The 13,434-nt window shown below is 45.7% G+C and carries 15 protein-coding genes and 1 riboswitch; of the genes, 11 read left to right on the plus strand and 4 right to left on the minus strand.

Annotated elements, in window-relative coordinates; translation table 11 throughout:
* The first annotated feature begins 1,157 nt into the window (after window positions 1-1,157).
* The 4 genes from AB4Z50_RS17900 (at window position 1,158) to AB4Z50_RS17915 (ending at window position 4,934) form a co-directional block, all read left to right on the plus strand.
* Window positions 1,158-1,880, plus strand: coding sequence for a (Fe-S)-binding protein (locus AB4Z50_RS17900; RefSeq protein ID WP_441880961.1), 723 nt, complete (start codon window positions 1,158-1,160; stop codon window positions 1,878-1,880).
* A 1-nt stretch (window position 1,881) separates the two neighbouring features.
* Window positions 1,882-3,411, plus strand: coding sequence for a LutB/LldF family L-lactate oxidation iron-sulfur protein (locus tag AB4Z50_RS17905; protein ID WP_441880962.1), 1,530 nt, complete (start codon window positions 1,882-1,884; stop codon window positions 3,409-3,411).
* Window positions 3,404-4,129, plus strand: a complete 726-nt coding sequence (locus AB4Z50_RS17910) for a LutC/YkgG family protein (protein ID WP_441880963.1) — start codon at window positions 3,404-3,406, stop codon at window positions 4,127-4,129. Before AB4Z50_RS17905 ends, AB4Z50_RS17910 begins: the two co-directional genes overlap by 8 nt.
* A 94-nt stretch (window positions 4,130-4,223) precedes the next feature.
* Entirely contained in the window at window positions 4,224-4,934 is a 711-nt protein-coding gene (locus AB4Z50_RS17915) for a FadR/GntR family transcriptional regulator (RefSeq protein WP_441880964.1), read from the plus strand.
* Between the two features lie 135 nt (window positions 4,935-5,069).
* Here the strand turns inward: AB4Z50_RS17915 and AB4Z50_RS17920 are convergent, their stop codons facing one another.
* A complete protein-coding gene (locus AB4Z50_RS17920) occupies window positions 5,070-5,972 on the minus strand; it encodes a J domain-containing protein (protein WP_441880965.1) in 903 nt (300 codons plus the stop codon).
* A 288-nt stretch (window positions 5,973-6,260) separates the two neighbouring features.
* Here AB4Z50_RS17920 and AB4Z50_RS17925 point away from each other — a divergent pair, with 288 nt between their 5' ends.
* Window positions 6,261-7,370: a rhamnogalacturonan acetylesterase gene (locus AB4Z50_RS17925; RefSeq protein ID WP_441880966.1), complete on the plus strand. Its 1,110-nt coding sequence runs from the start codon at window positions 6,261-6,263 to the stop codon at window positions 7,368-7,370.
* A gap of 100 nt (window positions 7,371-7,470) precedes the next feature.
* Here AB4Z50_RS17925 and AB4Z50_RS17930 read toward each other — a convergent pair whose 3' ends face one another.
* Window positions 7,471-8,136, minus strand: coding sequence for an HAD family hydrolase (locus tag AB4Z50_RS17930; protein ID WP_441880967.1), 666 nt, complete (start codon window positions 8,134-8,136; stop codon window positions 7,471-7,473).
* 53 nt (window positions 8,137-8,189) lie between these two features.
* Window positions 8,190-8,771 (minus strand): DJ-1/PfpI family protein, encoded by a 582-nt coding sequence (locus AB4Z50_RS17935; RefSeq protein WP_441880968.1) that lies wholly within the window; start codon window positions 8,769-8,771, stop codon window positions 8,190-8,192.
* 154 nt (window positions 8,772-8,925) lie between these two features.
* Between AB4Z50_RS17935 and AB4Z50_RS17940 the strand changes: the two genes are divergently transcribed.
* From AB4Z50_RS17940 to AB4Z50_RS17965, 6 genes are all read left to right on the plus strand, one after another.
* Complete coding sequence (locus AB4Z50_RS17940; RefSeq protein WP_441880969.1) at window positions 8,926-9,447, plus strand: hypothetical protein; 522 nt, start codon at window positions 8,926-8,928, stop codon at window positions 9,445-9,447.
* Between the two features lie 149 nt (window positions 9,448-9,596).
* Window positions 9,597-9,640: riboswitch (PreQ1 riboswitch) on the plus strand.
* Between the two features lie 147 nt (window positions 9,641-9,787).
* On the plus strand, window positions 9,788-10,438 hold the full coding sequence (gene queC, locus AB4Z50_RS17945) for a 7-cyano-7-deazaguanine synthase QueC (RefSeq protein ID WP_441880970.1): 651 nt from the start codon (window positions 9,788-9,790) through the stop codon (window positions 10,436-10,438).
* 9 nt (window positions 10,439-10,447) lie between these two features.
* Window positions 10,448-10,885 carry a 6-carboxytetrahydropterin synthase QueD gene (gene queD, locus AB4Z50_RS17950; RefSeq protein WP_441880971.1) on the plus strand — a complete coding sequence of 146 codons (438 nt, stop codon included), beginning with the start codon at window positions 10,448-10,450 and terminating at the stop codon, window positions 10,883-10,885.
* On the plus strand, window positions 10,885-11,619 hold the full coding sequence (gene queE, locus AB4Z50_RS17955; protein ID WP_441880972.1) for a 7-carboxy-7-deazaguanine synthase QueE: 735 nt from the start codon (window positions 10,885-10,887) through the stop codon (window positions 11,617-11,619). Before queD ends, queE begins: the two co-directional genes overlap by 1 nt.
* Before the next feature lie 31 nt (window positions 11,620-11,650).
* Window positions 11,651-12,148 carry a preQ(1) synthase gene (queF, locus tag AB4Z50_RS17960; protein WP_339203627.1) on the plus strand — a complete coding sequence of 166 codons (498 nt, stop codon included), beginning with the start codon at window positions 11,651-11,653 and terminating at the stop codon, window positions 12,146-12,148.
* Between the two features lie 162 nt (window positions 12,149-12,310).
* Window positions 12,311-12,493 (plus strand): hypothetical protein, encoded by a 183-nt coding sequence (locus AB4Z50_RS17965; protein WP_076266766.1) that lies wholly within the window; start codon window positions 12,311-12,313, stop codon window positions 12,491-12,493.
* A gap of 102 nt (window positions 12,494-12,595) precedes the next feature.
* Here AB4Z50_RS17965 and thiD read toward each other — a convergent pair whose 3' ends face one another.
* A complete protein-coding gene (thiD, locus tag AB4Z50_RS17970; protein ID WP_441880973.1) occupies window positions 12,596-13,405 on the minus strand; it encodes a bifunctional hydroxymethylpyrimidine kinase/phosphomethylpyrimidine kinase in 810 nt (269 codons plus the stop codon).
* Window positions 13,406-13,434 lie beyond the last annotated feature (29 nt).

Raw genomic sequence — 13,434 nt, forward strand, 5'->3', positions numbered from 1 at the left:
TAACAGTAACAGGCTGGTTACCTACGAAAGAATGCTGTAAGCGCATATGTGTTCTTACAGCGGTAAAAGAGGCGTTTCAGAGTGCTTGTAAGCACAAATAGGTGCTTATTGAGCAACTTAACAGGCTGGTTACCTACGAAAGAGTGCTGTAAGCGCATATGTGATCTTACAGCGGTAAAAGTTACATTGTTGAGAGTCTGTAAGCACAAATAGGTGCTTATTGAGCAATTTAACTGGCAGGTTACCTACGAAAGAATGCTGTAAGCGCATATGTGTTCTTACAGAGTTGAAAGTCACGTTCATGAGTGCTTGTAAGCACATATAGGTGCTTATTGAGCAACTTAACAGGCTGGTTAACTACGAAAGAGAGCTTTAAGCGCATATGTGTTCTTACAGCGGTAAAAGTGGAGTATCTGAGTGCTTGTAAGCACAAATAGGTGCTTATTGAGCAACTTAACAGGCTGGTTACCTACGAAAGAATGCTGTAAGCGCATATGTGTTCTTACAGCGGGAAAAGTGGCGTTTCAGAGTGCTTGTAAGCACCTATATATGCTTATTGAGCAACTTAACAGGCTGGTTACCTACGAAAGAGAGCTGTAAGCGCATATGTGTTCTTACAGCGGTAAAAGTGGAGTATCTGAGTGCTTGTAAGCACAAACAGGTGCTTATTGAGCAACTTAACAGGCGGTTACCTACGAAAGAATGCTGTAAGCGCATATGAGGTTCTTACAGCCGTAAAAGTTACATTGTTGAGAGTCTGTAAGCACAAATAGGTGCTTATTGAGCAACTTAACAGGCTGGTTACCTACGAAAGAATGCTATACGCGCATATGAGGTTCTTACAGCCGTAAAAGTTACATTGTTGAGAGTCTGTAAGCACATATAGGTGCTTACTGAGCAACTTAACAGGCAGGTTACCTGCGAAAGAATGCTGTAAGCGCATATGAGTTCTTACAGCCGTAAAAGTTACATTGTTGAGAGTCTGTAAGCACCTATATGTGCTTACAGAATACAGCGGCAGTTTGGTTATCAGCGATAGAGAGCTGTAAAGCGCATATGTGTTCTTACATCTAAACATTTATCACACAAAAAAATTTTACCAAACTTGTCTGACAACCTGATATTATAGAGGTATAAGTTACGAAAGGGGTGCGGGTATGAAGGTCTCATTATTTATTACTTGCTTAAGCGATGCGTTATATCCAAGGGTCGGCGAAGCGATGGTGCGCTTGCTGGCAAAGTACGGTGTTTCATTGGAGTTTCCGACGGTACAAACCTGCTGCGGACAGCCGGCCTACAACAGCGGCTATTGGAAGGAAGCGAGGGAGTCTGCCAAAACGATACTGGATGCGTTTGAAGACAGCGACTTCGTTATTTCACCATCAGGCTCCTGCACGGGAATGATTCACCATTATCCGAAGCTGTTCGAGGATGATCTGATCATGCTGAAACGGGCCAACAAGCTTCAGAGCAAGTCTTATGAATTCACACAGTTTCTGGTGCAGGTGCTTGGCGTTACCGATGTTGGCGCTGCATTTCCTCATAAAGTGACATATCATCCATCCTGCCACGGCAGTCGAATACTTGGCGTAAAGGATGAGCCGCTTGCGCTTATTCAGAATGTGAAGGGACTTGAGCTCGTACCGCTCCCATTTGCTGAGGATTGCTGCGGCTTTGGCGGAACATTCGCTGTCAAGATGGCTGATATTTCTGGAGCAATGGTGACGGAGAAGGTCGATCATGTGCTGGAGACGGAAGCGGAAGTGTTGGTCGGGCTAGATATGGCTTGTTTACTCAACATTGCTGGAAACCTGCGTTATCGCAACGAACCCGTCCGTGTTATGCACTTGGCTGAGCTGCTATATGAAGGGGTGAAATAAGATGGCTGTCGTGAAAAAGGAAGCTACAGTAAAAGCAAGAGCGGATCTTGCCCTCAACGACGAATTTTTGCGCAAAGCGGTGCGATTCACTACAGAACGGCTGCGCAATGGGAAGAAAAAAGCGACTGACGAGCACGGGAATTGGGAAGAATGGCGGGAGCGGGGCAGACAAATTCGTCTCCATACGATCGCGCATTTGGATTATTATTTGAACTTGTTTGTGAACAATGCCCGCGCAAACGGCGTTCATATCCATTTTGCGAGTACGGCTGAGGAAGCGGTCAAGCTGACGCTAGACATAGCAGAGCATGCGAATGCGAAGTCGGTCGTTAAATCCAAGTCAATGGTTTCAGAGGAGCTGCATCTTAATCATGCGCTTGAATCCATTGGCGTTGAAGCGGTAGAAACTGACTTAGGCGAATATATTATTCAGCTTGCAGGTGAAATGCCATCCCACATCGTCATCCCAGCCATTCACAAAAACCGCTATCAAATCGCCGAATTGCTGTCCAAGGAGGCTGGCTATACGCTGCCGCCGGATACGACGGCGCTTGCAGGTTTCGTTCGCAAAAAGCTGCGCGAGAAGTTTTTGGAGGCTGAGATCGGCATGACCGGCTGCAACTTTGCGATTGCGGAGACGGGATCGATGGTGCTTTTTGAAAATGAAGGCAATGCTCGGATGGTGAGTACCGTCCCTAAAACGCAAATTACGTTGATGGGTATGGAGCGAATCATTCCATCGTGGTCTGATCTTGAGGTGATGGCTACATTGCTGCCGCGCTCGGCAACAGGACAAAAGCTGACGATGTATATGAATGGCATTACAGGCCCGCGCCGCTCCGAGGATGCAGACGGCCCGGACGAAATGCACATCATTATAATTGATAATGGCCGTTCTTTGCAGCTTGGCGATCCGGAGTTCCAAGAGCTGCTCAATTGTATTCGCTGCGGTGCATGTCTGAATGCTTGTCCGGTATATCGCCACATTGGCGGTCATGCTTATGGCAGCACGTATAGCGGACCAATTGGAGCCGTGCTTACGCCGTCCTTGAACAAAAACATCGCCGAATGGGATGATGTCGCCAATGCTTCCAGCTTATGCGGCGCTTGCTATGAGGCATGTCCGGTCAAAATCCCCCTTCATGATATGCTTGTTTATTTACGCAGACGCAAGGTGGAAAGTGGAAATGGCAGCAAAATGGAGTCCATCGGTATGCAAGGCTTCGCCACCGTTATGGGCAATTCCTCGCGACTTGGCGGGGTACTGCGACTCGGTAAGCTCGGTCAGAAGCTCGTCGTACGAAGCGGCGTCATTAAGACGAAGCTTGGGCCGCTAAAGGGCTGGAACACCTATCGTGTGACACCTAGCCTGCCGAAGGAATCGTTCCGTGATCGCTGGGATACGCTTGATCAGGAGCTGAAGCAGGGTCTAAAACAGATGGAGCCGTCGATGCAAAATCGGATGGAAGAGCTTGTACGTAATCGTGAGCATGAGGAGAAGCAAGGTAAAGGAGGACATGGTCATGGCTGAGACACATAAACAATGGCTGGAAAAGCTTGAAGCAGATTCACGGGCGAAACAGGAGCTTTTTATGAATGATATTGCGGCTAAGCTGAGACATCCGCGAATGACACATAAGCCACAGCATCCATTTCGCGGAGCTCCCGATTTCTGGAACTCATTCGAATGGCCGGAAGAAGAGCGAATCAAACAATTTACAGACAATTTTCTTTCAGTAGGCGGTCATGTAGCCCATCTTCCATCGATGGATGATGTGAAATCCTTTATCGTTTCCAAAGCGGAGGAAATGAGTGCTAAATATATTATTCGTCAAAATCAGCCAGAGCTGAATGAACTCGATCTTGAAGGCGCTTTGAAGGATTCGCACGTATCGGTGTGGAATACGGATGCTGAGCAGCATTGGCGCGCTCGTGCAGCTGAAGCAGATTTTGGCATCGTGATCGCGGATCATGCCGTTGCCTATACGGGTTCGGTTACCGTATTATCAGCTCCGAATAAAGGGCGGTCCGTCAGCTTGCTGCCAACCGTACTGATTATTATTATCCCGATCGAACGTTTAAAAACGAGGCTTGGCGAAGTGCTCGTGACGTTTGATGAAGCGGGACGCGAGCAGCTGCCAGCTGGTATTCATTTTATTACTGGCCCAAGCCGCTCATCCGATATTGAGAATGATTTGACTATCGGCGTTCACGGACCAGGCATCGTGTATGCGCTGTTAGTCGGGTAGCTGCAAAGGTAAGGTAGGAGAAGCGGCTTGGCGTTGTTAGAAGGCAGTGCATGCCGTTTAAGGTTGGAGGTGAGAGGTTATTCTGTCATTAGAAGTGGAGAAGCTGTCAAAACGCAATCATTACGAGGAAATTACCGAGCAAGTGAAGCGTCTTATTATAGATGGCAAATTAAAAGTGGGAGATAAGCTTCCCTCTACGAAACAAATGTCCGAGCAATTTGGGGTAGGGCGCTCGACTACCCGCGAAGCGCTGAGCGCACTTAAAGCGATGGGCTTGATTGAAATTCGGCAAGGAGGCGGCTGTCGCGTCATTCGCAGCGTACCGATTGATATGGAGCTGCCGGAGCTAGCGTCTCTCCGTATGAACCGAAAGACGGTGCTGGAATTACTGGAAGCTCGCGAATCGCTTGAGGTATCCAATGCTGCAATCGCAGCTGTAAAGCATACGGATGAGGATCTTAAACAGCTGAGCCAAATTATCGATGAGATGGAGCGTGCCGCTGGTGATGAGTCCGAAGGTGAGAGACTGGATTTACGATTTCATCTCACGCTTGCCAATGCGACACATAACACAATCATAGTACGTTTGTTCGAATCAATTATGAATCATATCGAAACAGCTATCCATGATATTAGGCGGGTTGAGCTTTATTCGAGTACGGCGGTAGCGGAACGACTTTATAGGGAGCATTCTACAATAGTTGAAGCGATTGCGAAAAAGGACCCTGAGCTTGCAGCTGAGCGAATGAAGCAGCATTTGAAGCATGTTGAGAGCATCGTGCTGAAGCATTTGGGAGAGGGCTAGATGAAGGATAATCCTTAAATAGCATGCGATAAGATGTATTTCAATAGTACGTTGGCTAGTCAACATTTAAAAAGCCCGATTACCGAACAAACCATCATTATGGCTGTCGGAATCGGGCTTTTTTTTGTTATTCTGCTATTTTATTGTAGCCAGGTATTTATTAATGAATGCTTTGGCTTTGTCTGGATTTTTGCTGTCGACTCTGATGCCGATAATCATGTTTTCTTTGTACAGCGGAAGCTGGTTGACCAGTGCACTCTTGCTGAGGTCAATTCCGTATATATGCTCTTGGGTATCCTCGTCGGTCTTAAGCTTCTTCGAAAGGCTGTCAGTCATGTGCGGCTTGAACACTCCGTTAACATCGTCGTCTAGCTTCATAAGCATTCCCTGAACGCCGATCCAATCGAAAATGCTCTCATCCATAATATATACATCCGGATGCTCAGTAGCTAGTACGAGCACTGCTTTCTGCATATAGGCAAATTGTGATTGCTGGTCTTTAGGGACAAACGTAAGCGTAGAAACAAATCTTTTCCATTCGGGAAACGCTGTCAAAAGAGCGGTTTCAATCGGTTCTTTCTTAGGCGCATCATCCTTCAGCATGTAATTGCCCATAAATGAAACGTTCAAATCGACGGGCGGCAAATTAGCGAGCCGCTCTTGTTCTTCACGATAGTTCATGAAGCTGATTACACCATAAATAATAAGTGCTACCGCAGCGATGGCTCCGAGCGTGTGAAACTTGTAATAGCGCCAGAAATGATCCATTTTCTGAGCTTGTCCAGCCATCTTCTTGTATTTACCGTACTCTTGCTCGTTGAAGGCATCGGTTAGCTTGCGATCCTCGTACTCTAGAATCAGTCGATATGCTTTCGTAATCGTTGCAAAAGATTCATCCGCATCCCCCGCGTTATCCTTCTGCAGTTGTGCTCTGGAGCGTGATTGACGCATAAGTGTCGTATAACGCTTCTCCACTTCCTCTTTGGCCGCAAGTTCTGGCAGCCCCATCGTTTCATAGGCTTGTTTTAACTCGTCCACTTGTGTCACCTCAATTAGTAAATAGCTCCTATATGATTCCTATCTATTAGTATACGGAATTCCACGGGTAACGCAAATTTTGACGAATTTATTCGTATGGAATTTTTCTCGTATGCATAACTAGTAGAGAGCCATCGAGTGAAAAAGATAATGCACTGCGCTCCTTCATAAGGCATTCAAACGCAGGTGGACTGAATTTTGAACAAAAACCCCTTCTAATTAACTTCCTATCTTGCCGTATTTTGATATTCTAGAATGACATAAATAAACCGTTAGGATGGTGCCTTCATGACTGTTTCGCTTAAGTTTGATTTTGGGATCGGCAGCGCTCCCGCTTCACCATATATACAAGTACTGCCGAATACGATCTATAACAAAGACGCAGGCTACGGTTTTGAGTCAACATTGCGTATAAACTCACGGAATAGAGAAGAGGGGGATCGTCTTCGCGGAGCTTTCTGTATTCCACTTGAAGCCGCGTTTGTTGTTGATCTGCCAAATGGTTGCTACACGATAACAGCTACGATAGGCGATGCCATTGCTCCAACCTCTACTACGTTAAAATATGGCGTAGGGCGCATAGTGCTGCACAAGGCCGTTACATCAGCAGGACAATATGCGGTGCACAGCTTCACCGTCAAAGTAACCGATGGACGGCTGCGGCTCGCCTTCTCAGGAATAGCGCCGCGAATTAATGCACTTCAGATTGACGAGGCGAAGCAAGCGACGACGATTTATTTGGCGGGAGACTCAACCGTAACCGATCAAGATACGTTCCCATATGCCGGATGGGGGCAGATGCTTCCGCTTTATTTTAAGACGGATGTAGCGATTGATAATCATGCCATGTCGGGAAGAAGCTCACGAAGCTTTATTAACGAAGGGCGATTGGCAGCAATCATGGAGCAAATAAAGCCGGGCGACTATTTATGGATTCAATTCGGACATAATGACGAGAAGCCGGATGAAGAGCGGGCAACTGAACCGTTTGGCAGCTTTAAGGAAATGCTGGCCGTTTATGTAGAGGAATCAAGGGCACGCGGTGCAAAACCTGTATTAATTACACCGATGCATCGCCGCAAATTCGACGAGCAAGGCAGGATTATCGATACTCATGGTGATTATTTGCTCGGAATGAAGCAGCTTGCGGCAGAGCTGGATGTTCCGCTGATCGATTTGGCTGCAAAGAGTAAGGATTTGTATGAGCGTTTGGGAGACGAGTACTCTAAGGCGCTGTTCATGTGGGCTTACCCGGGGGAATTTATTCATTTTCCTGATGGCGCTCAGGACGACACACATTTTCAAGAGCTGGGCGGCATTCAAATTGCGGGATTAGTAGCAGARGGCGTGCGTGAGCTCGCTTTATCGCCGCTGCTTTTATATTTAAAGGGGCTTTAGAAGCGGCAGCGGTGGTGAAGCTAAATAGCTGAATTGACATAAAAAGAGGCTGTTCCACATGTAGATAAATCTACTTGAGGAGCAGCCTCTGTGACTTTTTTTATGCTGAAAAACGATGGATGATTGCTGGGATTTCACGTAAATCATGACATATCGCATCTGGATATTTAATTGAGTGGTCATTGCTCTTCAAAATCGTTCGCATCCCTAATTCGTTCGCCGGAATAATGTCAGCCTTGAGATTATCGCCAACAAAAACGGACTGCGCAGACGAGGAACTTAAATTAGAGAGCGACAATTGAAAAATAGCATGATCATGCTTTCGCAAATTGACCGCACCTGAAATCACAATATCATCAAACAGCTCCATAATACCGAGAGCATTTACTTTATTTCTCTGGTAAAATTCCCTGCCATTCGTAATCATGCCTAATTTATATCCTCGCTGCTTTAAGGAGAGAAGCATTTCATTCATGCCGGGAAACCCGACGCTGTATTGATGAAAGTGATTGTTTAAATCATTAAGCAGCGGCGAAAATAGAGCATCTTCAATCTTGAAAAATCCGATTAACTCGTGATAAACATCTTCTTTGGGTAGGAGTCTATTATTTAATTCAGTAAACTTCGCTATAAATTCATCTCTGTCTGCAATGAAGGTATGGAGTGCAAAACGTTCATACTGATACTTTGCAAAGTTGATCAACGATTGGTTTTTATCAAGCAAGGTCTGGTCTAAGTCAAAGATTATCGTATCAATGGTGCTCAATGAATCACCTCCGTCTGTTCTTGCGAAACAACATCGTATTTATTAGGTGGGGTTTAATAGATCGCTATGCCTTCCATTTCATAAGGGTAATCCATTTGTTTTTTAATACTTTTCACCTCATGCTCTTGTAAGAAAAAACCGATGATGTAAAGACCCAAGTCAATCGAGGTGGCGACTCCTCCGGCTGTAATGACATTGCCGTCCCGTACAATTCGCGAGCGAATAACCTCTTTGCAGTAGGGCTCTAATAAATCATAGGCGAACGGATGGGTGGTCGCGTTTTTATTGGTCAGATAACCAGCAGCTCCAAGCAGCAGCGATCCTGTGCAAACCGATACGATATACTCTGCCTGCTGAGCCTCCTTTATCCAAGCGGTGAACGATTCATCAAACCTTAACGCTCTTGTTCCAAGTCCACCGGGAATGAAAATGAGGTCATATTGCGCGAGATCCGGCTTGACTTGATTGACTTTAATCGTCATGCCAAGCTCATCCGTAACCTCATCCTGCAGCCCACAAATATCCCAAGAGAACTCTTTTGTTGATTCGTAGTACTTCAAGCGAGTGATGACATCATAGAAGCCGACAAAATCCAAAAAAGTAACGCCATCAAATAAAATAAAAGCTATTTTCATCGATGAAACACCTCTTTTCTTTATTGCAATAATATTACAAATATGGACTTCGGTATAGATTAAAGTGTCAAAAAAGCGGATCGAAGGCTCGATTCTGTTTCTCTTATCGACTACAATAGCAAAGACGATATTGTAGTATAAGTGAGGGAAATCGATGTTTGATCCAACTGTTTATGAAAATTTGAAAGTAGTCTTTGAGAATCAGCTCTATGATTTGGATACGCTCGACCGGAAAATTGATATTATCAACCGGGTAGATCGTCTAGAGCTGGCGGTTATGTCGCGAGAATTTATGCTGGAGTTTAAGCTTGCTGAATATGCTGGGGTGTCTGCGGAAATTCAGCTGACTGCTTCGCTGAAGGATTTGGCGGCGGAAATATTGGAGCTGACGGGCGAGACCCCTGCATGCTCGCTTCGAATTCGTTTCTTCATGGAAGTGACGGATGTCACAACGCAGTGCAGCCAAATTAAGCAAGTCATGCAGCGTATTTGGGAGCCGGATATAGAACCGACACAAACGATAAGCTACCTTTTTGGCACGGAGCTGCCTACCTTTTCGAATGTAATCGAGCTTGGCTTTAGTCGCAAAATAGGCGAAGAGCAAATGGAGGATATTCCGGAGCTGATTGATCATGTCCTTAAGACATTGATGAAGCTGAAAGAGATTGCTGAATAGATGTTTTTTTATATTCCAGCCCTCTAAGTTCCTAATATTTACAGTGAAATACTGTCTGTTTCTTTAAGCAAGAAGCTATGCTATAGTACTTGTGAATGAACAACTGAAGAAGAAACTCCGAAGCTGTTGTCTACGGACAATGATAGCTCTCGGGAGAGGTTCGCGAACTCCCTCTATAAAAAACTATGCGAAACGATTGTCCCATTAGGTGACATCGTCGTTTTCGCGTTCGGCGCGAAGCGGTTTTTTTAACGCTTCGCGCCGTTTCTTTGGTTTTTTATGTACATACGAAGGAATTCAAGCGATCTCGGTCTTCTCACATCAGAGAGGGAGATACAGCATGAAATCAGAAAAAGCGATCGTTGTGTTTAGCGGCGGTCAGGACAGCACGACCTGTTTATTTTGGGCAATGGAACGATTCGCGGAGGTAGAGGCCGTTACATTCAACTATGGACAGCGCCATAAGCTTGAGCTGGATTGCGCGGCGGCTATCGCCAAGGAACTTCAGATTAAGCATCATATTCTTGATATGTCGCTTCTTAATCAATTGGCACCCAACGCACTCACAAGAGACGATATCGCAATTGAGCAAAAAGAAGGAGAGCTGCCTACAACTTTTGTTGATGGGCGCAATCTCTTATTTCTTACGTTCGCAGCAGTGCTTGCAAAGCAGCTTGGTGCGAAACATATCATAACAGGCGTATGCGAAACGGACTTTAGCGGATATCCGGACTGCCGGGATATATTCGTAAAGTCGTTGAATGTGACATTGAACTTGTCAATGGACTATCCGTTTGTGATCGATACACCGCTTATGTGGCTGAACAAAGCCGAGACATGGAAGCTTGCGGATGAGCTGGGCGCCTTCGATTTTGTCCGTGAACGCACATTGACCTGCTATAACGGGATTATTGCGGATGGTTGCGGAGATTGTCCCGCTTGCCAGCTTCGAAGGAATGGGTTGGACGAATATTTAGTCCAGCGCATTTAGGGTGAAGCGATGATGCAGCAGATTTATCCGGCCGCACAGCATAGCTATAGTTATGAGCTTAATAAGGATTTTCACTTTGCAGCTGCTCACTTCGTACCGAGTGAAGAGGCTGGAAAATGCCAGCAGCTTCATGGCCATACGTATTATGCGAATGTAACAGTTGCAGGCGATGAGCTTGACGAGGCAGGTTTTCTTGTCAACTTCGCCATAATTAAAAGGTTGATTCATGATCGTTTTGACCATTCTTTGCTTAATGACGACAACGAACACTTTAGCAATGTGTTGCCTGATCGTTTTCCTACGACTGAAGTGGTAGCACGAACGATTAGCGACATCGTTCAGCGCCATTTGGATGGTACTGTAAATCGTCCGCAATGCGTTCAAGTCTTTTTGCGTGAAACGCCGACGAGCTATTGTATTTATCGTCCGAAGCGGGAGGCGTTCTAATGATGCCATCCAATAAACGAATTCCTGTAATGGAAATTTTCGGTCCAACGGTCCAAGGAGAAGGTATGGTTATTGGCCGGAAAACGATGTTCGTTCGTACCGCTGGCTGCGATTACAGCTGCTCTTGGTGCGATTCGGCATTTACTTGGGACGGCAGCGGCAAGGAAGATATTCGCATGCTGACCGCATTTGAAATAATAGAGCAATTAAAAGAAATAGGTGGAAATACGTTTGAGCATGTGACGATTTCCGGCGGCAATCCCGCATTGCTCCCGCAGCTGGGTGAATTTGTTGATGAGCTCCATAAACAAAACATCAGCGTTGCACTGGAGACACAAGGGAGTCGTTGGCAGGACTGGTTTTGGTCGATTGATGAGCTCACTTTGTCGCCTAAGCCGCCGAGCTCTGGCATGAAGACAGACTGGTCAAAGCTCGATGAAATCGTGTCCAACCTGAATCGGAAATCAACTAACTTTTGCTTAAAAACAGTCGTTTTCGACGAGGATGATCTAGAGTACGCGACATACATTCACCTCAGGTATCCAATGGTTCCATTTTATTTGCAGGCAGGCAATGCAAACTTGCAGGAAACAGAGCCGCAGCTCATGCTTCCTTATTTATTGGAGCGTTATGAATGGCTAATTGAGAAGGTTATGCCGAATCAGGATTTAAAGCGGGTGCACGTTCTGCCGCAGCTTCATACCTGGGTATGGGGCAATAAAAAAGGCGTTTAATTCAAAACAGCTGAGAGAGGCGGAAACGAGCATGGAAGGAAGAAGCAAAGAGGAACTGAGCGGTGTGACGCTGCTAGGCAATCAAGGAACACAATATTTGTTTAACTATGCACCGGAAATTTTGGAGGCCTTTGATAATAAACATCCAAATCGCGATTATTTCGTGAAATTCAATTGTCCGGAATTTACGAGTCTTTGCCCGATGACGGGACAGCCGGATTTTGCAACCATTTATATATCATATATTCCAGGTGACAAAATGGTAGAGAGCAAGTCGCTTAAGCTGTATTTGTTCAGCTTCCGCAATCACGGTGATTTCCACGAGGATTGCATGAACATTATCATGAATGATTTAATTGCGCTGATGAGTCCAAGATATATAGAAGTTTGGGGCAAATTCACACCTCGTGGCGGCATATCCATCGATCCGTATTGCAATTATGGCCAGCCTGGCACAAAATATGAGCAAATGGCTGAGCATCGTCTCATGAATCATGATTTGTACCCAGAGAAAGTGGATAATCGTTAATTTAGAATTGCAGCTCAAATTAGTAAAAGAGATACATTTATGATAGATTTTTCTGAATTGCCCGACTAAGGTCTAGGTGAATTTCATGCCTGAAGTCCATTTCAATTATTCTATTAAAGTCTATACTTAGTTTAGAGTTATTAGAGAATAGGTGGACAAACGATGATTAAAAATGCGATTTGTATGTCTGTACTGCTTTGCACCATAGCATCTGCATTAACGAACTTTGGAGTATCTCCCGTTCGAGCGCTTGCAGCTCCAAGCGCGTCACAAGCTGAATATATTAGTATAGATAATATGATTGAGCCCTTCTTGTTGCAGCCAAAGCAGGATGAAAAGGCATGAAGGCTGTTTTAACACAAGCCTAAACTTGCATGAAAGCATGACTAATTAGTAAACGCCGCGACCTATATGGAAGCGGCGTTTGCTGTTTCTAATAGAATACAATCAGCTCAAGCGCTGTCTGTCCCTATAAGCAAAATGATTGGTTGGGCCATGTCCGCTCCCAATCCCCAGCTTATCTTCAATAGCGGCTTGAATGAAGGCTTTGGCAGTTCTTATAGCTTCAAGTACAGGTTTGCCTTGAGCAATTTCTGCAGCAATCGCAGCGGAGAAAGTGCATCCAGTGCCGTGAGTATGCTTAGTGTCGATACGTTTGCTTTCCAAATATACAAATTGTTCTCCATCGTAGATGAGATCAACGAGCGGTTCGCTGCTTGAACCGTGGCCGCCCTTAATGACAACATAGCGGGAGCCCATCTGATGCAATATTCGGGCCGCTTCCTCTCGATCGCTTAACGTCCGGATCGGGATTCTTGCGATAAGCTCAGCTTCTGGAATGTTAGGAGTCGTTATAAGCGCGAGCGGCAGCAAATACGTAATCAGTGTCTGAATAGCTTCTTGCTGAAGCAGAGATGAGCCGCCTTTCGCCACCATGACAGGATCAATGATGAGATTATGCCAGTTATATTGCTTTACTTTCATTGCAACGATCTTTATAATCTCTGCGCTGAACAGCATGCCTGTCTTAACTGCGGATGGCTCCAGATCCTCGCCGATCGAATCGAGCTGGCAGCTAACAGCCTCAGCATCCAGCGGGTAGATGCCCTGAACGCCAAGCGTATTCTGCGCAGTCACTGCGGTAATAACCGACATGCCGTAGGTGCCGAGCTCTTGAAATGTTTTTAGATCAGCTTGAATACCTGCGCCGCCGCCGGAGTCCGAGCCTGCAATCGTAAGTGCTTGATATCTTCCCATCCGTGCATCTCCTTCGAAAGAGTAGAATT

This window comes from Paenibacillus sp. 2TAB26, assembly GCF_052115145.1.
In the GTDB taxonomy this organism is placed as follows: Bacteria; Bacillota; Bacilli; order Paenibacillales; family Paenibacillaceae; genus Pristimantibacillus.